This window comes from Verrucomicrobia bacterium S94, assembly GCA_004299845.1.
Lineage (GTDB): Bacteria > Verrucomicrobiota > Kiritimatiellia > Kiritimatiellales > Pontiellaceae > Pontiella.
The window spans coordinates 2,506,646-2,529,825 of the sequence record CP036201.1 but is presented as its reverse complement, the minus strand read 5'-3'; the positions used below and the strand labels follow the sequence as shown (position 1 = coordinate 2,529,825).

General features: G+C 52.7%; 21 protein-coding genes, 1 tRNA gene and 1 riboswitch. Of the genes, 12 read left to right on the top strand and 10 right to left on the bottom strand.

Annotated elements, in window-relative coordinates; translation table 11 throughout:
- Nucleotides 1–1,119 (top strand): M48 family peptidase, encoded by a 1,119-nt coding sequence (locus tag EGM51_10995; GenBank protein QBG47895.1) that lies wholly within the window; start codon nucleotides 1–3, stop codon nucleotides 1,117–1,119.
- Nucleotides 1,120–1,133: 14 nt separating this feature from the next.
- Nucleotides 1,134–2,735 (top strand): hypothetical protein, encoded by a 1,602-nt coding sequence (locus EGM51_10990; protein QBG47894.1) that lies wholly within the window; start codon nucleotides 1,134–1,136, stop codon nucleotides 2,733–2,735.
- 46 nt (nucleotides 2,736–2,781) lie between these two features.
- Here EGM51_10990 and EGM51_10985 read toward each other — a convergent pair whose 3' ends face one another.
- From EGM51_10985 to EGM51_10975, 3 genes are all read right to left on the bottom strand, one after another.
- Nucleotides 2,782–3,087, bottom strand: a complete 306-nt coding sequence (locus tag EGM51_10985; GenBank protein ID QBG49297.1) for an antibiotic biosynthesis monooxygenase — start codon at nucleotides 3,085–3,087, stop codon at nucleotides 2,782–2,784.
- 251 nt (nucleotides 3,088–3,338) lie between these two features.
- Nucleotides 3,339–4,064: a TIGR00730 family Rossman fold protein gene (locus EGM51_10980; protein QBG47893.1), complete on the bottom strand. Its 726-nt coding sequence runs from the start codon at nucleotides 4,062–4,064 to the stop codon at nucleotides 3,339–3,341.
- A gap of 51 nt (nucleotides 4,065–4,115) precedes the next feature.
- Entirely contained in the window at nucleotides 4,116–4,778 is a 663-nt protein-coding gene (locus tag EGM51_10975) for a DUF3137 domain-containing protein (GenBank protein ID QBG47892.1), read from the bottom strand.
- A gap of 110 nt (nucleotides 4,779–4,888) precedes the next feature.
- Here EGM51_10975 and EGM51_10970 point away from each other — a divergent pair, with 110 nt between their 5' ends.
- The 5 genes from EGM51_10970 (at nucleotide 4,889) to EGM51_10950 (ending at nucleotide 10,808) form a co-directional block, all read left to right on the top strand.
- Complete coding sequence (locus EGM51_10970; protein ID QBG47891.1) at nucleotides 4,889–5,941, top strand: tRNA-dihydrouridine synthase family protein; 1,053 nt, start codon at nucleotides 4,889–4,891, stop codon at nucleotides 5,939–5,941.
- An 8-nt stretch (nucleotides 5,942–5,949) separates the two neighbouring features.
- Nucleotides 5,950–6,210: a hypothetical protein gene (locus tag EGM51_10965; GenBank protein ID QBG47890.1), complete on the top strand. Its 261-nt coding sequence runs from the start codon at nucleotides 5,950–5,952 to the stop codon at nucleotides 6,208–6,210.
- A gap of 87 nt (nucleotides 6,211–6,297) precedes the next feature.
- Nucleotides 6,298–9,114, top strand: a complete 2,817-nt coding sequence (uvrA, locus tag EGM51_10960; protein ID QBG47889.1) for an excinuclease ABC subunit UvrA — start codon at nucleotides 6,298–6,300, stop codon at nucleotides 9,112–9,114.
- Nucleotides 9,115–9,139: 25 nt separating this feature from the next.
- Entirely contained in the window at nucleotides 9,140–10,480 is a 1,341-nt protein-coding gene (locus EGM51_10955) for an ATP-binding cassette domain-containing protein (protein QBG47888.1), read from the top strand.
- Nucleotides 10,473–10,808: an SET domain-containing protein gene (locus tag EGM51_10950; GenBank protein ID QBG47887.1), complete on the top strand. Its 336-nt coding sequence runs from the start codon at nucleotides 10,473–10,475 to the stop codon at nucleotides 10,806–10,808. The genes EGM51_10955 and EGM51_10950 overlap by 8 nt, the downstream gene beginning before the upstream one ends.
- Here EGM51_10950 and EGM51_10945 read toward each other — a convergent pair.
- The 4 genes from EGM51_10945 to thiE all read right to left on the bottom strand — a co-directional run bounded on the left by EGM51_10945 (nucleotide 10,805) and on the right by thiE (nucleotide 13,181).
- Nucleotides 10,805–11,953 (bottom strand): 4-phosphoerythronate dehydrogenase, encoded by a 1,149-nt coding sequence (locus EGM51_10945; GenBank protein ID QBG47886.1) that lies wholly within the window; start codon nucleotides 11,951–11,953, stop codon nucleotides 10,805–10,807. The two genes, EGM51_10950 and EGM51_10945, sit on opposite strands and share 4 nt — an antisense overlap.
- Nucleotides 11,954–12,007: 54 nt before the next feature.
- The gene (locus EGM51_10940; protein QBG47885.1) at nucleotides 12,008–12,340 is read right to left on the bottom strand and encodes a hypothetical protein; all 333 of its coding nucleotides are present in this window, start codon (nucleotides 12,338–12,340) and stop codon (nucleotides 12,008–12,010) included.
- A gap of 15 nt (nucleotides 12,341–12,355) precedes the next feature.
- A tRNA-Leu gene (locus tag EGM51_10935) sits at nucleotides 12,356–12,440 on the bottom strand.
- A 48-nt stretch (nucleotides 12,441–12,488) separates the two neighbouring features.
- Nucleotides 12,489–13,181 carry a thiamine phosphate synthase gene (gene thiE / locus EGM51_10930; GenBank protein QBG47884.1) on the bottom strand — a complete coding sequence of 231 codons (693 nt, stop codon included), beginning with the start codon at nucleotides 13,179–13,181 and terminating at the stop codon, nucleotides 12,489–12,491.
- Nucleotides 13,182–13,255: 74 nt separating this feature from the next.
- Here thiE and EGM51_10925 point away from each other — a divergent pair, with 74 nt between their 5' ends.
- Entirely contained in the window at nucleotides 13,256–13,954 is a 699-nt protein-coding gene (locus tag EGM51_10925; GenBank protein QBG47883.1) for a hypothetical protein, read from the top strand.
- Nucleotides 13,955–14,062: 108 nt separating this feature from the next.
- On the top strand, nucleotides 14,063–14,758 hold the full coding sequence (locus tag EGM51_10920; protein QBG47882.1) for a hypothetical protein: 696 nt from the start codon (nucleotides 14,063–14,065) through the stop codon (nucleotides 14,756–14,758).
- Here the strand turns inward: EGM51_10920 and EGM51_10915 are convergent.
- Nucleotides 14,736–15,731 carry a tRNA-dihydrouridine synthase gene (locus tag EGM51_10915; protein ID QBG47881.1) on the bottom strand — a complete coding sequence of 332 codons (996 nt, stop codon included), beginning with the start codon at nucleotides 15,729–15,731 and terminating at the stop codon, nucleotides 14,736–14,738. The two genes, EGM51_10920 and EGM51_10915, sit on opposite strands and share 23 nt — an antisense overlap.
- Nucleotides 15,732–15,800: 69 nt before the next feature.
- A complete protein-coding gene (bioB, locus tag EGM51_10910; protein ID QBG47880.1) occupies nucleotides 15,801–16,802 on the bottom strand; it encodes a biotin synthase BioB in 1,002 nt (333 codons plus the stop codon).
- Between the two features lie 138 nt (nucleotides 16,803–16,940).
- Nucleotides 16,941–17,041, top strand: a riboswitch (TPP riboswitch).
- A gap of 48 nt (nucleotides 17,042–17,089) precedes the next feature.
- Here bioB and thiC point away from each other — a divergent pair.
- On the top strand, nucleotides 17,090–19,003 hold the full coding sequence (gene thiC / locus EGM51_10905; protein QBG47879.1) for a phosphomethylpyrimidine synthase ThiC: 1,914 nt from the start codon (nucleotides 17,090–17,092) through the stop codon (nucleotides 19,001–19,003).
- Here thiC and EGM51_10900 read toward each other — a convergent pair.
- Nucleotides 19,000–20,610, bottom strand: coding sequence for a hypothetical protein (locus EGM51_10900; GenBank protein ID QBG47878.1), 1,611 nt, complete (start codon nucleotides 20,608–20,610; stop codon nucleotides 19,000–19,002). The genes thiC and EGM51_10900 overlap by 4 nt on opposite strands.
- 153 nt (nucleotides 20,611–20,763) lie before the next feature.
- Between EGM51_10900 and EGM51_10895 the strand changes: the two genes are divergently transcribed.
- On the top strand, nucleotides 20,764–21,573 hold the full coding sequence (locus EGM51_10895) for an SDR family oxidoreductase (GenBank protein ID QBG47877.1): 810 nt from the start codon (nucleotides 20,764–20,766) through the stop codon (nucleotides 21,571–21,573).
- A gap of 74 nt (nucleotides 21,574–21,647) precedes the next feature.
- Nucleotides 21,648–22,748 (top strand): redox-regulated ATPase YchF, encoded by a 1,101-nt coding sequence (ychF, locus tag EGM51_10890; protein QBG47876.1) that lies wholly within the window; start codon nucleotides 21,648–21,650, stop codon nucleotides 22,746–22,748.
- Nucleotides 22,749–23,180: the final 432 nt, after the last annotated feature.

Sequence of the window (23,180 nt, the reverse complement as noted above, 5' to 3'; positions counted from 1 at the left end):
ATGGCTGAAAAACAACACAACCGCGAAGCGATGGCCAAGGAATATGATGCCGTCCACAACCGTCTTTTTGTCGTCGAAATTATCGTCATGATTGTGCTGCTGGCCGCATTTCAGTTTTCGGGGGCATCCTCGGCACTTGCGGCAGGGCTGGAGACCCGGTTCGGTGAGGGGCTGTGGTTTGTGACAAATGCAGTGTATACTGCCGTTGCCGTCTTTGGGTTTTCGGCCTTCATGCTTCCGTTCACCTATTACAGCGGCTATGTGCTGGAGCACCATTATGAATTGTCGAACGAAACGTTTGGCGAGTGGCTGGCGGATTTTGTGAAGTCGCTGTGCATTGATATGCTGCTGGCTGCGGTGCTGTTTTCGGTTATTTATGCGCTGCTGCGGTGGATTCCCGACTGGTGGTGGCTTGCTTCCGCTGTATTCTATATCCTTTTTTCCGTGGTGATTTCCACGTTGGCTCCGGTGCTGATTATGCCGCTGTTTCATAAGTTCGAACCCCTGGAAGAGGGGGAATTGACCGATGCTGTGCGGAGCATGATGGAAGAGGCGGGCATTAAAGTGGTCGGAGTCTTTAAGTGGGGGCTGGAGGAAAAAACGAGTACGGCGAATGCTGCATTTGCCGGATTCGGGAAAACCAAGCGCATTATTCTCGGGGATACGCTGTTGAGCGGCTATTCAAAAGAGGAAATTCTGGCCATTCTGGCCCACGAAGTCGGTCATTATAAAAACAAGGATACCTGGCGTCTTATGGCTACTGCGTCCGTGCTGGCGCTCCTGGGATTTTTTGTGGCGAATTTCTGCCTGATCCGGTTGACCGGGCTGTTGAACCTGGGCGAAATCTATGACATTGCGGCTGCGCCGGTGTTTATTTTCTCTCTTTTTGTTTTTTCTCTCATTTCGATGCCGTTTTCGAATATGCATTCGCGGCGTCGGGAATTTGCGGCTGATGCCTATGCGGTGGCGACGATGGGGGCGCCCGGTCCGCTGGTTTCCGCGCTTGAAAAACTGGCCGATCAGAATCTTGCGAATAAAGAGCCAGCGGCCTGGGTTGAATTTCTACTGCACAGTCATCCTTCGATGGGGCGGCGCATTGATCGGGCGCGCAACGGCTGACCCGGCCATGAAATATGGATAGTGAGGCCCAGAGTGCGCGAAAAAATTCCCGGGAACCGGGCTTTTTTTCGCGGGAAGCCGTCGGCAGTGTTCCGTGGATGATTCTGGGCAAGCTGGTGCTGTTTTTTGTCTATTTCGGTATCAGCATGCTTACGGTGAACGGTCTGGGCAAAGAGAAGTACGGCGTCTACAGCCTGATGACCAATATCTCTCAGTATATGGTTGTGATGTGCAGTCTCGGGCTGGGTGCAGCACTGATGCGGTATATTCCGGAGCTCGCTGCACGGAGAAATCGTCGCGGGCTGTTGCATCTCATTTGGAAAACAGCGGCGTTACAGTGTATTGCCGTGGTGGTGGTTTCCATGGTTCTGCTTTTGCTGCGGATTCCGCTTCAGCGTCTGTTTCTGGCTGAACATGTGGTGCATTTTGAATTCTTTCTGGCACTCGCGTGCGGTCTGGCGGGCCTGCTGTTGCTCAAAGATTTTGTGGGCACGGTTTTTACCTCGCTTTTCAAAACGCGTACGGTTGCCCTTCTTTCCATGACGCATGGGGCGATCTGGCTGGTACTGCTTATTGTCTGGCTGCGGCATTCCCCTGAGGTGGGCGTGGTTTTTTTTGTGCAGATGCTTTCGATTATCTGCATCTATTCTTTCGGAGCGGTACTTCTGTATCGTCATGTTCATACATTGCCCTGGAATACGGATGAAACGGGCATCGGAAAGCGACGCACGCTGACCTTTTCCGGCACGGTGATGCTCAGCACGATTCTGCGTATGGTCATGTTTAAATACTCCGAGGTGTTTTTTATTGCGGCCATCGGCGGGGCTACAGTGGCCGGTGTTTATGATCTCGGTTACACGCTTCCGTACACCGTTATCACATTCCTGCCCCTTGCATTGCTTCCGATTTTCACTTCGGCGTTTGCGGAGGCTTATGTGCGGGACCGCAGCTGTCTGGGCCGTCTGATCAGCTCCTATTATAAAATACTGATGCTGCTGGCGCTTCCGGTGGGCATTTTGGGGGCGTTCTATGCACCGGACGCCTATCGGATTCTGTATAAAGGGACGATGAATGAAGCGGGCGCACTGGCTTCTGTATTCTGTATTGTGCTGCTGATGCCGCTTTTTTCCATGCCGCTTTCCGCCGCCATTAAAGCAAAAGAGAAAGTGCTGCATATGGTGCCCATGCTTATTCTTCAGATCGTGGTCAATCTGTTTCTCGACTGGCTGCTGATTGTAAAGTTCCGGCTGGGGGTCTGGGGTGGAATCAGTGCGGTGGCGGGGACATTTGTCTGCACCATTCCGTTCCGGACCATCGTAATCCGTCGCGTATTGGGTGGTCTCTATTTTCCGACCGCCTTTTTTTTCCGTATCACCTTCGTCCTGACGGCACTGGCCTTGCTGCTGCATCTGTTGAGCGATAAAATCAAACTGTTTCTCTGGCTGGAAAATCAGTGGCTGAATATCGGGCAGCTGTTCATTATCGGTCTGGTTTATCTGCTGCTGTTTGTGCTTTGTATCCGCTATCTGGGCCTGATTCGCAGGGAGGATACGGAGGATTTCCAGGCACTGGATATTCCGCGTTTGAATACGGTACTTCAGTTTCTGGTAAAATAAAAACCGCCCCGGAATCCGGAGCGGTTTCGGCAGTCTGTCTCAGCGCTCAGACGTCTTCAAGCACACGCAGGTCGAGTCCTTCGGTCATGCCTTCGGTATCTTTCCGGTACTGCTCCATATGAGGGGACGCCAGATGCGTCTGCAGCGTCTCTCTGGAGGCCCATTTTTCGATGACCGTCAGGATGTCCGGATCTTTGGACTGAATGTCGATGCCGCTGTCGGTATCGGTGGTCAGGGTGTACTGGATGCAACCGTCTTCTGCCCGTACGTTCGGAACGTTGGCTTTGAAGATACGGATGAACTCCTTCCGATGCTCCGGTTTGACTTTAATGAATGCAATGACATGAATCATGGTTTTGTTGTTTCCTTCCTGTTGCAGGTTTGTGTCGTGAACGGATGCCAGAACCCGGTTTCTCAGCCGGGTGTATTCTGCATCACTGATAATCCTCTTCGTATGCGCTTCATGCAGGTCGAGCAGTTCCCGGCCTACCGCATGCTGCTGTGCGGCTGAAAAACGGGCGATGTTACAGCCGGAGAGCAGGGTGAAGGCGGTCAATGCGGTGAACAGGATGATCGTGTTTTTCATGATCTTTTTCCTTTCAGCTATTCGTAGAACGCTGTGATGACTTCCCAGGCCTCTTCTGCCTTGTCGCAGAACGTGATGATATCGAGGTCTTTCGGACTGATCAGGCCGCACTCGGCCAGATAGTCCCAGTTGACCAGTTTTTTCCAATGTCGGGAATCGAAGAGAATAACCGGCATGGGGTCGATTTTTCCGGTCTGGATCAGAGTGAGCGCTTCAAAGAGTTCATCGAAAGTGCCGAAACCGCCCGGAAAAATCACCACGGCTTTGGCGCGTTGCAGAAAATGCATTTTGCGCATGTGGAAATAGTGGAACTCAAAGTTCAGCTCGGGGGTTACATAGGGATTGGCCTCCTGTTCGAAGGGCAGCTGGATATTCAGCGAGATCGATTTACAGCCGGCTTCCATCGCTCCGCGGTTGCCCGCTTCCATAATACCGCCGCCCCCGCCGGTGATGACTACATATTCGCAATCATGGTTGGTCTGGCAGGTGGTGCTGACCAGATGCGACAGCTTACGGGCTTCCTCGTAGTAGGGGGCCAGCGCCGCCAGTTTTTCGTTTTTGCATTCGCCGGCTTTTTCCGGAGAAGGAATGCGGGCGCTGCCGAAGAGAACGATGGTGGATTTGACGCCCTGTTCCTGCATCGTCACTTCCGGATGCAGGTATTCGAGCTGCAACCGTACGGGCCGGCAATAGGGCGAGTTTAGAAATGAGATATTTTCATAGGCTTTCGGTGGTGCAATCATAGGTCCTCCAGATTTATGTTTAAAGTTTCCCGCAGGGCGTGAACGGCAGGATCAGTCCGCGAAGAGCGCATCCGGCATCAGGTTTCTGATTTCAATCAGATGGTCGAGGCGGGGACGGATTTCCTCAACCTTCAGTTGCGAGTGGTAGCCGACCGCCAGCTGATTCTGATCGAGCTCAATATTGATGTCGGGATGACTGAGCAGAAATTCCATCATGTGTGTGTTGCAGAAATTGTAGGCGAATTTTTTATCTGTGCAACGAACCGTAAACTGCTTTGCAAACTCGCGGTTTTCAAAATCGATATCTTCATCGCTCACGGTCCGGGCGATTTTTGAAAAGAGGTCCTCTTTGGCAATGGTCAGTTCCGGAAAGCATTTCGGAAGGGTGAGGATGAAAAAAGAAAAGTGGTGGTGATCGGTTTGGCGTTTCCCGTCGGCATCGGTGGAGTAGGTTTCGTAGTGGTAATTAAATGCCGCGATTTCATGGTCACGGTAGTTTCCGGATAGAATATTGCAGGCATAGCAATTGGAGCCCTGGCGCAGTTTGTCCGGAAAACGGTAGCGATCGGCCAGTTGATAATTCCGCTCATGATGGCAATCAAGCCCGAGTTCTTCGGCCAGCAGCGTCATGCCGTCGCGCCGTTTTTTTCCGGCACAAATACCCCAGATAACCGCTCCGATAATACAGATTACTGCAATAATGGCTCCGCCCATGAACTTCTCCTTGAAAATTGCATCTATTTAAGCGGTTTGCGGATCGGATTCCGATTATAATTTCGTTCACAGTTTACAAATTTGAACGTCTGAGAAATATTTCCTGCCCGATGAATTTAAAACCTCTCCACTTTGGCTCTGTTACGATTGATTTTCCCGTGGTACTCGCCCCGATGGCGGGGTATACGGATGCGGCGATGCGCACGCTCTGCCTGGAGCAGGGGGCTGGTGCGGTGTATACGGAGCTGACGAGCGCCGAGGGTATTCGGCGTGATTCGCAGCATACGTTTGCTGTACTGAAAACTGCGGGTGATGAACATCCCGTTGCCGGACATATTTTCGGGCGCGATCCGGAAGCGATGGCCGAGGCGGCGCGATATGTGGAGCAGACCGGGCAGTTTGACTGGATTGATCTGAACTGCGGCTGTCCGGTGAAAAAGGTGGTATCGCGCGGCGCGGGAGCGGCGTTGCTGAAGGATCTTCCGAGCCTCGGAAAGATGATTTCCAGTGTTCGTAAGGCGGTCTCGCTGCCGCTGTCGGTGAAGACGCGGATCGGTTTCAACCACGATACGGCAGATCATCTTGAAATCGCCCGGGTGGTGGAGGAAAACGGGGCGGATATGATTGCCGTGCATGCGCGGCTGGCCAAACATTTTCACGGCGGAGAGCCGGATTTTGAAAAGTTGGGCGAAATGAAGCAGCTGCTGAAGATTCCGGTGTTGGGAAACGGCGGCGTTCAGTATCTGGAAGATGCTGAACGAATGGTGGAAATCTCCGGAGTAGACGGCGTAATGATCGGGCGCGGGGCGATCGGGAATCCGTGGATTTTCAACGAAATGCAGCGGGGACCACTGAAGGTGGCCGGTACCGATGTGTTGTCTGTTTCGAACCGGCTCCGGGAAAAGCGGGAAATGATGGCGGAGCATTTGCGGCGGCTGGTGGAACTGAATGAACAAAAGCAGGAAATGACTGCAAGGGCGAAGCGTTATACGGCTGAAGAGGCGGCCTGTATTCAGTTCCGTACCCATATTCCCTATTATGTGAAGGGGATGTTTGATAAGAAGCAGTTGCTGATGAAGCTTGCGAGCCTTATGACCGTCAAGGCGATCATGGAAGAAGTCGATAGACTGGTTGAAAAGAATAAATCGTGCGAGGCACGTTAAGGATAAGAATGAGTGAAGAACTGGAAATGAATGTCGGGACCCAGCCGCTGGATGCGTTGATGACCGAAAAGGGTATTAAGAACAACGATCTGGTTTCGATTGCGCCGCCGGGATTTATTAACCATAAGCAGATCCAGAAGGGCCGGAAAGGACGCCGGCTGACGATGCATATGCAGCAGAAGATTCTCGATACGCTGAATATCTACAGCGCGCCGGAATCCTATACCTGGGAGGATCTGTTTACCTATCGCGGGAAAAAGGATCTTTAGTGTAAACGAAGGAGGCCGCTTCGTTGTTCCGGTGAAGAACGGGCGGATACACCGTTTTCAGCTTCAACTGGGTTTGAGGAAAGAAATATGGCGAAACAATGGATCAATGTAGCGGGCGCGCGGGAGCACAACCTGAAGGATGTGCATGTGAAGATTCCGCGTGATGAGCTTACCGTGGTGACGGGACTGAGCGGATCGGGTAAATCGTCGCTGGCTTTTGATACGATTTATGCCGAAGGACAGCGCAAATATGTGGAAAGCCTGTCCGCCTACGCGCGCCAGTTTCTGGGGCAGATGCAGAAACCGGATGTGGATTATATTGAAGGGCTTTCTCCGGCGGTTTCCATTGAACAGCGCACGGCCGGTGCGAACCCGCGATCGATTGTCGCTACGACGACCGAAATTTATGACTATCTGCGCCTGCTGTTTGCGAGCATCGGAAAACCGCACTGCTATAAATGCGGTAAGCCGGTGACGAGTCAGAGTGCGGAAGAGATTGTCGAACAGCTGATGCTGCTGCCGAAGAAGACGAAGCTGATGATTCTTGCGCCGTATGTGCGTGGTCGCAAAGGCGAGCATGTCGAGGTATATGAAACGATGCGAAAACAGGGTTTTGTGCGGGCCCGCGTGGATGGGGAAACCTATGAAATCGAAAACGTCCCGAAGCTGAAGAAGACTTATAAACACACCATAGAAGCGGTGGTGGACCGTCTGGCGATTACCGGTGATATCCGCAGTCGTATGACGGATTCGGTGGAGCTGGCGCTGGGTGAGGCGGGCGGACTGGTGACCGTGCTGATTGCCAAAGAGGATGGAAACTGGGAGGAACGGATGTTTTCGGAACACAATGCCTGCCTTGATTGCGGCATCAGTTTCGACAAGCTTGAGGCGCGGCATTTTTCGTTTAACAGTCCTTATGGTGCCTGTCCGACGTGTCACGGTCTGGGGACGCAGATGGTTTTTGATGAAGATCAGGTGGTACCGGACAGGACGATGGCGCTGGAGTCGTGTGTGCATCCGTGGCGCTACGGCGGTCGGCGGATGATTATTTATCATAAAAAACTGCTGCAGGCGGTGGCGGCTAAAAACGGGATTGATCCGGCGACGCCGTTTAATGAACTGCCGAAAAAGGTGCAGCAGCAGATTTTCCACGGTACGGGCGATGAACCGATTGAATATTATATGCGCCGTCGTCTGATCAGGAAGCCGTTTCGCGGCGTGTTTGACATGCTGAACGAGCGGGTGGAGAATAATGAGAGCGAAGCCATGAGCCACTGGCTGCGCGGCTATATGACCCGTAGGGTCTGCCCGGACTGCAACGGCGCGCGGCTGCGGCCGGAAGTGCTGGCCTGCCGGATGAACGGGCGGAATATCCGCGAGATTATTTCCGATTCCGTACTGGATGCTCAGAAGTTCTTTGATTCGCTGGAACTGACGAAGCAGGAAGAGGTCATCACGAAGGAAATCCTGAAAGAGATCCGTTCGCGCCTCGGTTTTATGGTGAATGTGGGGCTGGATTATCTGAACCTCGACCGTGAAAGCGGAACGCTTTCCGGCGGGGAGGCGCAGCGCATCCGGCTGGCAACGCAGATCGGTGCGGGGCTGGTGGGCGTGGTTTATGTGCTGGATGAGCCGAGCATCGGGCTGCATCAGAAGGATAATGACCGGCTGATTCATACGTTGCAGGGACTGCGAGATCTGGGCAATACGGTCATTGTGGTGGAGCACGATGAGCAGACCATCCGTACGGCGGATTATGTGGTTGATATGGGGCCGGCTGCCGGACGGCATGGCGGCGAGGTGGTGTTTGCGGGCCGGACCGATAAGCTGATGAGGGCAGATACGCTGACGGCGAAATATCTCCGTGAAGAGCTGAAGGTGGAGGTGCCGGAAAAACGGACGAAGCCGTACAAGGGCTGGATTGAACTGAAGGGGGCGGAGGCGAACAACCTGAAAAAGGTGAATGTGAAATTTCCGCTGGGATTGTTCACCTGTGTGACCGGGGTTTCGGGCAGCGGGAAAAGTACGCTGACTGATTACACGCTGAAACGTGCGCTGGCACGTCATTTTAACGGGTCCAAAGCGCTCCCGGGAAAGCACCGGGAAATCAAAGGTCTTGAATTTGTGGATAAGATGATTGTGATCGATCAGTCACCGATCGGCCGGACGCCGCGGTCGAACCCGGCTACTTATACCGGCGCATTTACGGATATCCGCGATCTGTTTGCCACGTTGCCGGCGTCGAAAATGCGCGGTTACAAACCGGGGCGTTTCAGTTTTAATGTCAAAGGCGGTCGCTGCGAGCGGTGCAAGGGCGATGGTATTCTGAAGATCGAGATGCATTTCCTGCCGGATGTGTATGTACCGTGTGAACAGTGCAACGAGAAACGGTACAACAAGGAGACGCTGGAGGTTCATTACAAAGGAAAAAGCATTGCCGATGTGCTGGATATGACGATCAATGAGGCGCTGGACTTTTTTGATGCGGTGCCGAAAATTCAGCGGAAGATGAAGACGCTGTGCGATGTGGGGCTGGGCTATCTGAAGCTGGGTCAGCCGGCTACAACACTTTCAGGCGGTGAGGCACAGCGGGTAAAACTTTCGACAGAACTGAGTAAGCGCTCTACAGGCCAGACGGTTTATATTCTGGACGAGCCGACGACCGGTCTGCATTTTGCGGATGTTCATAAACTGCTTGAAGTGCTGGAACGTCTGCGTGATGAGGGCAATACCGTCATTGTGATTGAACACAATCTCGATATGATTAAACGCGCAGATTATATTGTGGATATGGGCCCGGGTGGCGGGGTGAACGGCGGAAAGGTCGTTGTTTCCGGTCCGCCGGAAAAGGTCGCTAAATGCGAGGAGTCCTTTACCGGGCAGTATCTGAAGGAATTGCTTTAAGGGCTGTTTCGCCCTCCGTTTTATTATGATCGAAGAAATTCAACAGGTTTTGAAAACAGGTTCGTCGTGTGTGATTCTCGGAACAAATGGATCGGGCAAGAGTCTGCTGGCGGAAGAGATTTTCCGGACCTCGGAAGTGCCGTGTGCGCTGGTTTCTCTGGAGCAGCAGATTGCGGTAATTGAGGAAGAGCGACGGAATGATGATTCGGATTTTATGAATCGTCCGGATCCGGGGCGATCGGTGCTGGATTTTGTTTCGGAAGGCGGTGCAGTGACTCCTGAGCTGAAACGCCGGTTTTCGCGTTTTGGAATGGATTCGATTCTGGCGCGCGGGCTGAAGTTTCTTTCAACAGGAGAGTTCAGGAAAGCGCAGATTTGCCGGGTACTTGCTTCGGAGCCCCGACGCCTGATATTGGATGAGCCTTTCGAAGGGCTGGATGCGGTCTCTCAATCTGAACTGTCAGCTTTGCTGGAAGAATTAGTGGATGAGGGGCTTCAGGTTGTTGTGCTGTTGAACCGGGTGGATGAAGTTCCTGCTGCAATTAAAGCCCTCTTTCTCATTGATGAGTCGGGGCAGGTGGGCCGGGTGGAGGCCGGGGAGGAGCTGGAACGGTTTTTCAAAATGAATGAGCTGCCGGCTGTGCTGCCGGAACCGCCGGAGCGGGAACGGCTGAAGATTGATTCGGGGGAGCCTTTAATCGAGGTGAAGCATGCGCAGGTGGCCTATGGTGGAAATGTTGTTTTTCAGGGATTGGACTGGCGGGTGGAACGCGGCGAGCACTGGCAGATTTCCGGGCCGAACGGCTGTGGTAAAACGACGCTGCTGGAAATGGTGAGCGGGGATCTGCCGCAGTTGTATGCCAACGATATCCGGGTGTTTGGAATTCAGCGAGGCTCGGGTGAGAGCGTGTGGGATATTAAAAAACATATCGGTCATGTTTCGTCGGCGGTGCAGGTGAATTACCGGGTTTCGACCTCGATCCTGAATGTGGTGATTTCGGGGCTGCACGATTCGATCGGTGTTTACTGTCAGCCGTCGCTGCATGAAATCCGCTGTGCAAAGGAGTGGATTAATCTGCTGGATCTTGGGCGTAAGATGGACCAGCCGCTGCGGCGGCTGTCGTATGGCGAGCAGCGGCTGGTGTTGATTGCGCGGGCGATGATCAAGCGGCCGGAGCTGCTGATTCTGGATGAGCCCTGCCAGGGGCTGGATGAAGTCAACCGACGGATGGTTCTGAATCTGATTAACTATATCGGAGAAAACAGCGAAACGACGCTGCTGTATGTTTCACATCACGCAACAGATGAAATTCCGTGTATTAAACGGCAATTGAAAATGGGGAATAAGCATGCCGAACATGCATAAAATTGAAGTGAAAAAAAGTCCGATCCACGGGCGTGGGGTTTATGCCAAAGAGAAAATCGAAGCGGGGACGATGATCGGTACGTACCATGGCAATGAGACCGACGAGGACGATACGTATGTGCTTTGGGTGACCGATGAAAATGGCAGGGAATATGGAATTGACGGAACATCGGACCTGAAATTTCTGAATCATTCTCAGGAACCGAATGCCGAGTTTGACGGTGATGAACTCTATGCGCTACGCGATATTCTGCCCGGCGAAGAGATCACTTTCCATTACGGAGAGATCTTTGAGGAGTGGCTTGCATCTATCGCCGAGGATGACTAGGCGACGTTAAATCCCAGTGTTCTGCATTTCCGGATCAGTGGGTTCGATGCATCATGCAGCCGGAGTGTGGTATTATGAAATTCCCTGCGCGTGCGGTAGTTTTTGCGTAGCTGGTCAAAATTCCGGGCGCGTTCGATTTCGCAGTGAACAGCGGCTTCACGGATCATCCGGTCATCTTCTTCGATGTTGTACACCTGGCGAATGATATCGAGCAGAATTTCTTCATCGTCACGGCCGGCGCAGTCCATTTCAATTTCCGGAACTTCGGGTTCGGGAAGTGATGAGGCGATGTCCCATGTTTTCCGGAGTTCGAAAAAGTTGCAGAGCTCATTGTAGCAGGCAATGGTTCCGTTAAGTTTTCCTTCGTAGGAGTGCCCTGCAATATGCGGTGAGGCCAGATCGGTCAGTTTAAGCACGTCGGTTCTGAAGGCGGGTTCCGGAGACCAGACGTCAATGATGGTCTGGGCAACGGCACCGCAGTTCCGGGCATCGAGCAGGGCGTCATAATCGCAGACGCTTCCGCGTGCGGCGTTAATGAAAATGGCGCCGGGTTTCATCTGTTCGAAAAAGAGCCAGTCGGCCATGCGTTCTGTCGGCCAGGGTTTATGTTTCACCAGCGGGACATGGAGCGTGACAATGTCGGATTCGGGAAGGAGATTTTCCAGCGGCTGGAAGTCGGGATCGGCGGAAACCGCTGAAAGCGGGGGATCATTGCGCAGAACATTCATGCCGAGACCGTGACATTTCTTGACGACACGGCTGCCGACATTGCCACATCCGATGACACCGATGGTTTTGTTTTCGAGGGTGAAGCCGTGTCGGTTTCCGAGGGTGAGCAGGCCGGCCACGAGGTATTCGGATACACTGTTGGCGTTGCAGCCGGGGGATGCGCACCAGTAGATGCCGTGCCGTTCCATCCACTCGGTGTCGAGATGGTCGGTGCCGGCGGTGGCAGTGCCGACAAATTTAACCGGGGTTTCGTGCAGCAGTTCTTCCGTCGCTTTGGTTTTTGAGCGGATGATCAGTGCATCGGCATCGAGCAGATCGTTGCGGCAGATTTCCCGGTCGGGGAGCACCACCGTTTCGCCGGCATGGGAAAAGGCATGGTTTCCCAGAAGCACCGTTTCTGCACAGATAATTTTCATGGGGGGATTCTCTGCTGATCAGGAATTCTGCACAAGTTTCAAAATTCGGAAAAATCAGTGTGTCCGCCGGTGCTGCTGAGCCTGCATCCGTTTTTCACGCATGGCAGGATGGTGTTCGGTGTGCTGGTGATGGCGAGCGTGCGTGGAGTTTCTTTTCCAGAGGTGGGTGTGCCAGAATTTGGCGGTAGCCAGAATGATGAAAAAAGAGCTGAGAATACCGGTGATGATAAGCGTCAGGATGCCGCGTTGTTTCCATATACCGGTCCCGTCTTCTTTGGAGAAGAAAGACAGTGCCAGAAGAATACCGATGAGCAGAACCATGATCAGCCCGCCGGTTACGGCGGGATGCGGGCGCATAGTAAACTGGGGTACTTTTCCTGCTTGCATTCTATTTCCTGAAAATGGTGGACGAGGAGGGACTCGAACCCTCACGCTGTTGGGCACGGGAACCTAAATCCCGCGTGTCTACCAATTTCACCACTCGTCCGTGAAAAAAGCTCGAAGAACATAGAGGGCGGATGGCAGGAGGCTCAAGTCAATTTGTATGCTTTTTCCAGACGTTCTGAAGCGTCTGGATGGCCGTGCGCGGGGTAGGCGAAGCATTGACAGCACTGACGACACAGTAGTTGGAGGCTCCAGCCTGCAGGACTTCCGCCAGATTGTTCGGGTTGATTCCTCCGATCACGACGGAGGTGAGCGGAATGGTCGTTGCAATATGTCCGGCTTCGGCGGCTCCGAGTTCGGGATCAGCATCGGATTTGGTTTGTGTGGGGAAAACGGGGCCGATGCCGATGTAGTCGGGCTGCAGTTCCAGAGCCTGAAAAGCCTGTGCCAGGCTATGGGTGGAAAGACCGAAACATTTATCCTTTGCCGACCAGCGTTTTCGCGCTTCAGCCAGATTGAGGTCGTGCTGTCCCAGGTGAATACCATCAGCATCGCAGTCCATGGCACTTTCGAGATCGTCGTTGATAATGAGGCGGGTGGCTGTGCCGGCGGTAATTGATTTAAGGCGTTTGCCCATGGCGACCACGTCGGCCCGTGCAGCATGCTTCATGCGGAGCTGCAGATAACGGATATTTTCGGTCACAGCGGCTTCAGCGCAGGCTTCGTAGCCGGCAACGGGATCGGTCAGAATAAGATAGAGTCCAAAATGTTCTTTCATCGGCTTGTTTATACTGGATGCGGCTTCGGTTTTAAATGGCGATATTCCGGGAAGCAGCATTTTCATCTTGCGATTTTTATTTAAATAATTTTAAGCTTAGCTGAACGTTACTTGGGGATACGATGAGACTGATTGCGTTAATGAGTTGTTTTTTGGTGCTGGCGACCGGGGTGATCGCAGACGGGTATCGGGACTTTATGAGTGCGGACGGGAAGGCTATTCGCGGACGGATTTTGTCGTTTGATAATAGGCGGGATGCGGTGACTATTGAACGGGATAACCGGAGAAAAGCGACCGTTCCGGTGTCCGTATTTTCCGAAGCCGATCAGGTATATATCCGGGAGTGGGGCCTGCTGGAAGGGTTCAGGAGCGAGTCCGCGTTCCGGGTTACCTGCTCAAAGAAAAAAACAAACCAGCGAAAGGATGAAAATGATGCCTTTCAGCGGAAATATGAACATTTTGTCTACGAGATCGAATTTGAAAACCGCAATGAAAGTGACATCGGACCGATGCGCGTGGAATACAAAATCTTCTATGAGCAGGAGGAGAACAACTCCACGACAAAAAAAGTGGATACTCATCAGCGAACATTAAAAGATGAAATTACTGAGGTGACGGTGCCCGCCAAAGCCAAAATATCGCGCACGACCAAGGAAGTGGTTCTGGAGGAATTTGAGTTCAATACCTCTAATTATTATGTGCCCGGCGGAGATCCGGAATCCACCGGTGGTGAACTGCTGGGCATCTGGATCCGGTTGATTGTTAAGCTCGAGAGTGGAAATGAAGTGATCCGTGATGTTTACAGTCCGTCGTCTATTGCCGGTAAATATACCTGGTAAATAGAGCAGAATGCATCCCCCGGAACGGCCTGACAGGGGATGTGACGATAATGGCCAGAGGGATGAAGCATGAAGCGAATTTTATGTGCGTTCTTATTCGGAGTTTCTATGTCGGGTGCGGCGCAGGAGGAGTATAGAGTTTTTACAGATGGTGAAGGCCGGGAAATTCGTGCAAAAATCGTCCGTATTGATATACGGTCTCGGAAAATTACGCTTGAGCGTGAAAATCAAAGAAAAGCAACGGTTCCTCTGAATATTTTTTCCGAGCCCGATCAGGTTTACATCAGGGAATGGCTGAAGGTTCAGGATTTCATGTCTGAAGCGAAGTTGAAGGTTGAGCTCAATCGGCGGAAGCAACCGGTTGAAGAAGATCGTTCTGAAACCAAGCGTCCAAAACCACCCGTCTATTACGAAATAAACCTTGAGAACCGTTCTGATACCGATCTTACTGGATTGACGGTTGAGTATTGTATTTATGCTGTGAGCGATCTTGCTCAGGGGGATGATGAATTAAAGCTCATTACCGGATCAGAAGAGGATCTTCAGTTGAAACCGGGTGCACGGAAGAATATTACCTCAGATCAGGTGAAGCTATACCGCAGGTATAAAGAGCAAACCGAAGTTTCATATGATCAGTATGGTGGACGTTCGATGAGTACATCATATAATAAGATCAGTGAGGATGATCTTGAAGGGGTCTGGGTGAAGCTTACGTATACTACGCCATCTGGAAAGCGCTTTGTTCGGAACATCTGCGATCCTGAAAGACTGCAGGATAAATTTACCTGGAGACAGAATCGCTGATACTGCTCAGTAGCAGTTTTACATCCTCAATACTTTCAGTGCGCATGAGGTTGGCTCGGAGTTCGGCCGCACCATTGAAGCCTTTGGAATAGATGGAATAGTAACGGCGCAGGATGTGAAAGTTTTTTGAGCCCTGCCAGACGCGGTCGAACAGCTCGGTATGTTTCCACAGCATCTCGAGTTTTTCCTCTTTGGTGCGCTCGCGCTGCTCTTCCATGAAGAGCCAGGGATTATTGAAAATGCCGCGCCCGATCATCGCTCCGTCGAGGTTGAATGTTTTGCATTTGGCGCGGGCTTCTTCCAGAGACTGGATGTCACCGTTGCCAAGGATTGGAAGATTCAGGCCGCGTTCATCACGAATGGTTACGGCTTTGGCGATTTCAGACCAGTCAGCCAATCCGTCGGACATCTGTTTCTGCGTGCGGCCGTGGATGGTGAGGGCGGCGGGATCGGTTTCGAGAACGTGGTTTATCCACTCTTCAGTCTGCACCGTTTTCAGGCCGATGCGGGTTTTGACGGAGACGGGGAGGCTTGAGGCCTCTTTGGCGGCATAGATAATTTCTTTGGCGAGTGCCGGATTCCCAATCAGTCCTGAACAGCAGCCGCGGCGTACCACTTTGGGAACGGGGCACCCCATATTGATGTCGATGCCGTCGAATTCCATTTCGTCGGTGATTTCCCGAATCACCTGCTGATAGTTTTCCGGCGTGTTTCCCCAGATCTGCGCCACGATTTTGACGTTTTTTGCTTTAAGCAGTCGTCGTTCCTCGTCGGTTACGCGGAGGCGGTGGATGATCCGTTTGCGTGCTTTCGGGTGAACCAGTCCGTCGGTTGAGACGAACTCGGTCATCACGACGTGAATGGCTGACGGATCGGCGACGTCGAGCAGCAGTTCGCGCAGTACGGTGTCGGTGACATCCTCCATCGGTGCCAGGGCGATGATGGGGCGGTCTATGGAATTCCAGAAGTTCATAGATTCAGAGAGAGGGACGGAGGAGTATTTTCTCTCCTCCGGGAAAAGGGGATATCCGTTGCTGCCGGTTTATGTGTTTGCGGGCTCTTTTGCGCCCTGAATTTCGATTTCAAATCCGGCATCTTCAATCATCTGTTTGTCTTCTTCATATTCCGCCCCGCCGGTGGTCAGGTAACCGGCGGTGAAAATGGAGTTGGCCGGGTAGAGGGCGAGCGACTGCAGGCCGCGCAGCGTTTTTTCGCGTCCGCCGGCTACACGTATTTCGGATGAAGGACAGACAAAACGCATCATGCAGAGCGCACGGATGCAGTCGTTCGGGCTGAGCGGGTTGGGTTTTCCGTAGAACGGTGTGCCCGGTCGCGGGTCGAGAAAATTGACCGGTACGGAATCGACATCAAGGTCGGCCAGTGCAAAGGCGAGATCGACGCGGTCCTGCAGGCTTTCGCCCATACCGTAAAGGCCGCCGCAGCAGAGGTCCAGACCGACTTTTTTAGCGACGCGCGCGGTATGGATTCGTTCTTCAAAGTCGTGGGTGGTGACCACTTCCGGGAAATAGTTTTCAGAGGTTTCCAGGTTGTGGTTAAAGCGGTTGACGCCGGCCTCTTTGAGCTGCAGAGCTTTTTCTTCGGTGAGGAGTCCGAGCGAGGAGCAGATTTCGAGGTTCGGGTGTTTCTGTTTAATCTGGCGGGTAGCTTCGCAGATGATTTCAAGTTCTTTCGGACTCGGGGCGCGGGAGCTGGCGACCATGCAGTAGCGTTTGGCATTGCGGTCGACGGCGGCCTGGGCTCCATTGACGATGGTCTCGACGGTCTGCATGCTGTAACGCTCGACATCGTTTTTGTATTTGGAGGACTGCGAGCAGAAGGTGCAGTCCTCGGGACATTTTCCGCTCTTTACATTCTGAAGCAGGTGGATGGATACGGTTTTTCCGAAATATTTCAGGCGGATGCGGTAAGCGGCCTGGACGATCTCCAACAGTTCATCGTTCGAGGATTCCAAAACAGCAAGAGCCTCTTCCTTGGTTATTTTACCGCCGTCCAGTATGCGGTCGCCAATTGCTTTCCAGTTCATAATTGCTCTCCAAAAAAGGTTAAGGGGCCGCATACTAACACGGAGTGCGCGGTTGTAAACCGCTCAAAGGGGTAAATATGATCAATATAGTCGGTATTATAATTTGACTCTGTTTCGCCGAAGAGTAGATTTTCTGCAATTCATCGCTAGGGGTGCCCGGTTTAAGAGGAGGCGGGCTGAGAATAACCCTTGGAACCTGTACGGATAATGCCGGCGTAGGGAAGCGAATTTCTGCTTTCCGCTCCGCGTTTTCCAGACCTTGGAATAAATCAGATTAGGAGCGAGCCATGATTCAGGAAAAGCATACGTATGACGACTATGGAACCGATTACCCCAATTCTCGTAAGGTTTATATCACCGGAAGTCGACCGGATATCCGGGTGCCGATGCGTGAAATCAGGTTGACGGATACAAAAAGAGCCGATGGATCGGTCGAGGAAAACCCGCCGGTGATGGTGTATGACACCAGCGGACCGATGACGGACCCGAATTACACGCTTGATCTTGAAAAAGGGCTGCCGAAACTGCGTGAGGCGTGGATTGAAGAGCGCGGCGATACCGTCAAAGTCGAAGCCCGTGGTTTTCAGCCGGGCGATGACGGGCAGGGCGGCGACGTCAACCGCATGCCGTTCCGGTCATCGGATAAAACGGTGCGTGTTGCGAAAACCGGGGCGAATGTTTCGCAGATGCATTATGCGAGAAAAGGCATTATTACGCCGGAGATGGAATTTATTGCAATCCGCGAAAACCTCGGCCGCCAGGAAGCTTTTAAATCGGTCTACATGAAATCCGAGCATGACACCGGTCTGCTGAAGCAGGCGCAGACCGCCGGTATGCGTTCTCCGCATCATCAGCATCCGGGTCAATCGTTCGGGGCCAATATTCCGGATTTTATTACGCCTGAATTTGTTCGTGACGAAGTGGCGGCGGGGCGTGCGATTATTCCGGCGAACATCAACCATCCGGAAGCGGAACCGATGATTATCGGCCGCAATTTTCTGGTGAAAGTTAATGCCAATATCGGTAATTCGGCGGTGACATCGAGTATCGGCGAAGAGGTTGAAAAAGTGCAGTGGTCGACGCTTTGGGGCGCGGATACGATTATGGATCTTTCCACTGGGGAAAATATTCATGATACGCGTGAATGGAATCTGCGTAACTGCCCGGTGCCGGTCGGTACGGTTCCGATTTATCAGGCATTGCAGAAAGTGGGTGAGCGGCCGGAGGATCTGACCTGGGAGCTGTTCCGTGATACGCTGATTGAGCAGGCTCAGCAGGGCGTCGACTATTTTACGATCCATGCCGGCGTTCGACTGCGTTATGTGCCGATGACGGCACAGCGGGTCTGCGGTATTGTCAGTCGTGGCGGATCGATCATGGCGAAGTGGTGTGTGTCGCATCATAAAGAGAGTTTTCTTTACGAAAATTTTCACGAAATCTGTGAAATCTGCAAACAGTACGACGTTTCGCTGTCGCTGGGCGACGGCATGCGCCCGGGAGCCATTGCCGATGCCAACGATGAAGCGCAGCTGGGCGAACTGGAAACGCTGGGTGAACTGACGAAGATGGCCTGGGAGCATGATGTGCAGGTGATGATTGAAGGTCCGGGCCATGTTCCGCTGCACGGCGTGAAGGAAAATATGGAGTGGGAACTGGATGTCTGCCACGAAGCTCCGTTTTACACGCTCGGTCCGCTGACCACCGATGTGGCACCGGGCTATGATCACATCACCAGCGGCATCGGCGCGGCGAATATCGGCTGGTACGGCTGCGCGATGCTTTGTTATGTGACGCCGAAGGAGCACCTGGGTCTGCCGAATAAAGAGGATGTGAAAACGGGTGTGATCACCTATAAAATCGCGGCTCATGCTGCGGATCTGGCGAAAGGGTTCCCCGGAGCGCAGGTGCGTGATAATGCACTGAGCAAAGCGCGGTTTGAATTCCGCTGGGAGGACCAGTTCAATCTGGCACTTGATCCGGTGACCGCGCGGTCGTACCACGATTCAACGCTGCCGGGCGAGGAGGCGAAAACCGCGCATTTCTGCTCCATGTGCGGGCCGAAGTTCTGCTCGATGCGGATCTCGGAAGACGTGCGTCAGTATGCCGCCGAACAGGGGCTCTCCGAAGAAGAGGCCATTGAAAAAGGGATGCAGGAAAAGTCGCAGGAATTTACCGAGCAGGGTGCCGAGATTTATACCTAGTCGGGCATGATCACGATCGCATTCAGCAGGACATTGTTGATGCTTGCTGATGCGGTCAGATTCAGTTGTCCGTCGTTAATCGTAACCGGGAATTCGAGGTCGTATGCGACCCATTTTCCGGGAGCGGTGGCGAAGAGGTCGAGGTTGTCGATTACCTGATTTCCTTCGAGGGAAATATCAAAAACGCGCTGATTTGATGTGATTGCCCAGGTTTCGGCAAATTTAAGGGTCACCGTGTAGCTGCCGTTCGTCAATGGAATGTTATAGGCGGTGAAGTTCGAACGAGCTTCGTTATAGAGCGCGTCGTCGTCGGTGTTTGCAACCGCCGTACCCAGGACATTATCGGTATGACCGCCCACATAATAAGCATCGGCCTGATACTGGGTCCCATCTGTTCCTGTAAAGGTGCCGGTACTGCCGCAGTTGATTGCTACTACGGCTGAATTTGTTACAATGGGCGGTGCATTTGCGGCCGGTTTGATGACCACTCGGGCGAAGCGGTGCAGGTTTCCGGAGTCTGGAAGAATCCGTACCGTGGTGCGTTCTGTTTCTGAAGATTCGGGGGTTGAGGATACATATTGGACCCAGTTTGAATTCGCGGACCACGTGCTGTTGGTGAGAGCGGAGGCGTGTTCAATCGTGATCCGTGTATTTTTTGCGGTGTAGTCGATTCCGGGAATGCCGGTTCCACCGGTCCACTGGCGGTAGGTGAGTTCGAGTTGATTGGTGGAAACGAGGTTGATCCATTCGCCGGAATTGCCGTAGTCGCGGGCGAGGTAGCGCACGATGCGGCGCAGGATTTCCTTGTTATCCTCTTTGTTGATGTCGGAGCCGGGCCCCGAATTCCATATGGGCTGCCGGTCGAATATTGCTATAACGTTTCCGTCGCCGATCTGGTTGACGGCGATTACCGCCCATTGAGGATTGGCGATGGTTATGCCGCCGGCGGCGGGTGAGTTCATGCTTGTACCGGTCAGTTTGTTGCTGTCACTGAACGGAATCAGCACCTGTGCACTGCTGTTCGGATCCACGGCGACGGGAGAGACGCCCTCGCCTTCGAAAACGGGCTGATCCCAAATTATCGGATTCGAAGACTCCGCATCCGGGAAATAAGAGCGAACCCCGCCGCCCTGGTCGACGGTCACTTCCATTCCGTATTGGGAAAGAATGTTGTTTACTGCGTTTTGGCCGGTTGGATTGTTTATCCCTACGACGTTGTATTTTCCTCCTGCTGCGGAATCGCTGTACATCAGGATGCCGCCGCCGGCACGGATCCAGGTATCAAGGGCGTTTTTTTCGGTGCTGGACCAGATCTTCTGGTGTAGGCCGAAGATGATGACGTCGAACGAATGCAGGAAAGCGGCATCCAGCGTTGTATCTTGATCATAGTGCTGGGAAATGGTGTATCCCTCGGCCTCGACCATGGCTTTGAACTGAGAGCAGCCGGTGGTTCCGGTGTCGGTCAGCAGCATCTGATCATAGGCAGGGGAACTGCCTGAAGGGATGGTGCCGTCAGAAGCCACATCACCATGGATGTAGGCCGCATTTTTTGCGGCGAGAGCCGCATAAGTGAATGCAAACAGGACTGAAACGGTCTTTTTGTGCATGAGTATTAACTACAGCATCAAGGGTAAATGATCAAGTTTCCGACGGGCACGAAATGGGCCGCTACAGAACAAGGGTGGTTTCATGGATTGCAATGCCGGGGTGAAATCACATAGGTTATCAGCCGTTTTTTAACAAACAGGAGCGTAGAGACTATGATTGAACCAGGAAGCAAATATGTGGTGATGGGTATTCTGAATACCGATTCCATCGCATATGCAACGGGGAAGTTGATTGAAGAGCTGGGCGGCAAGGTAATCTGGACAGCGCAGAATGAGCGCATGAAGAAAATCTTTTTCGACCGGGGTTGTAAAGATCTGACGCAGGAAGAGAAAGACGCTATGGATTTCAAATACTGCGACGTAACGGTCGATTCCGAGGTTGAAGCCCTTTTTGAGGAAGTCGGTGATATTGACGGAGTGCTGCACTCGATCGGGTATGCCAACCCGAAAACCTGTCTGGGCGGTGAGGAAATGTATACCGAAGCATCGCAGGATGTGTTGCAGGGGTTCCATATTTCCGCCGCCTCGCTGGCCACGGTAGCGCATTTCGCTGCTCCGAAGATGAAAAACGGGGGCTCGATTGTGACGCTGTCTTTTGAAGCCGGCCGGCCGTTTCCGTATTATAACTGGATGGGTGTGAACAAGGCGGCTCTGGAAGCGCTGGTTAAGGCGCTGGCGCGTAATATGGGTAAGGATTATATTCGTGTAAATGCCGTGTCTGCCGGTCCGCTGACGACGAAGGCGGCATCTTCAATTCCGTATTTTGACCATCTTGCGAAAACATGGGACGAAATCAGCCCGCTTCCGTGGGATACGATTGAAGATAAGGTGGAAGTGGCCAATGCCTGTGTTTTCATGCTTGGTAAATATTCGAAAAAGATCACCGGACAGACGTTGTTTGTGGACGGGGGTGCAAACTTTATCGGCGGAGTGCTGATGGATTACGAAAAACCTGCAAAGTAACCTTTGCATGATCCGTGAAAACGTGAGGCGTGATGAATTTCACGGCTCACGTTTCACTTGTCAGGAGAAAGACCATGGGACTGAGTATCGGAATCGTTGGACTTCCAAACGTTGGAAAATCGACCATCTTTAATGCGTTGACGCGCGAACAGAATGCGGAGAGTGCCAACTATCCGTTCTGCACCATTGAGCCGAATAAGGCGGTGGTGCCGGTGCCGGATCCGCGACTGGCCAAACTGGCCGAAATTGCGGGTTCGCAGAAGATTCTTCCGGCGACGGTGGATTTTGTGGATATCGCCGGGCTGGTGAAAGGGGCCAGTCAGGGCGAGGGACTGGGGAATAAATTTCTGACCAATATTCGTGAAACGGATGCGATTCTGCAGGTGGTCCGCTGTTTTGATGATCCCAACGTGGTGCATGTCGATGGATCGGTTGATCCGGTGCGCGATATTGAGATTATTGAAGCAGAGCTGATCATTGCCGATTTCCAGATGATGGAGAACCGGCATAACCGTGTGGTGAAAGCAGCGCGCGGAGATAAAGCGATTGCGGCAACGCTGCCTGTTTTCGAGGGGCTGCTGGCTCATTTGGGTGAAGGAAAAATGGCCTATACGTTTGAGGATAAAGAATCAGACGCGGCCAGGACGGTCTTCCGGGAATCGCAGTTTCTGACGGACAAGAAGGTGATTTACTGCTGCAACGTGGATGAAGACGGCCTGATGGAGGACAATGACTACGTCAAGGCGGTTAAGGCTTATGCGGCTGAGCGCGGGGCTGACGTGGTGAAAATCTGTGCAAAAATGGAAGAAGAGCTCAACGGCATGTCGGACGAGGAGCGTGATGAGTTCCTGGCGGAATTCGGCGTGAAAGAGAGCGGACTTGATCAGATTATTCATACCGGTTACCGCACGCTCGGACTTATCAGCTACCTGACTCAGGGGCCGAAGGAGACGCGTGCGTGGACCATTCACCGCGGTGACACGGCACCGAAAGCGGCCGGGGTGATTCATTCCGACTTCGAGCGCGGATTTATTCGGGCACAGGTGATTTCATACGATGATTTTATTGAGAAGGGCGGCGAAACAGCCTGCCGGGAGGCTGGACTGCTGCGTACGGAAGGTAAGGAATATGTTGTTCAGGACGGCGATGTGATCGAATTCCTGTTCAATGTCTGAGGACGTAGCGCGGTATACCGGAAAAAAGCCCGTTCTGTTGCAGTGCGGGCTTTTTTGTGCAGATAAAAAACAGCGCGCAGTAAGGGGAGGAAAACCTGCGCGCTGTCAGACGCGGGGCGTGCGTCTCAGGGAGTTGTTGGTAATTCCTTAGACTGTTTCGGGGAAAAATGTTCAACGGAATCTGAAATAAAAAAAGCGACCCAAGGAAAAGAGGAGGAAACCTTGAGCCGCTAAAAACAGAGAACCCAACAAGGTTTCCGTTTTTCAGGGAGTTGTTACGGAGTGTTAGACCTGTTTTCGGAAAAAGGTTCAAAAAATATCGAGTTTTTTTCCGAGCCAGGAATTAAACAAAAAAACGGCGGAAGGAAAAGAGGAGGGAAACCTTCCGCCGAAAAACGGGAACCCAACAAGATACCCATTTTTAAATAAATT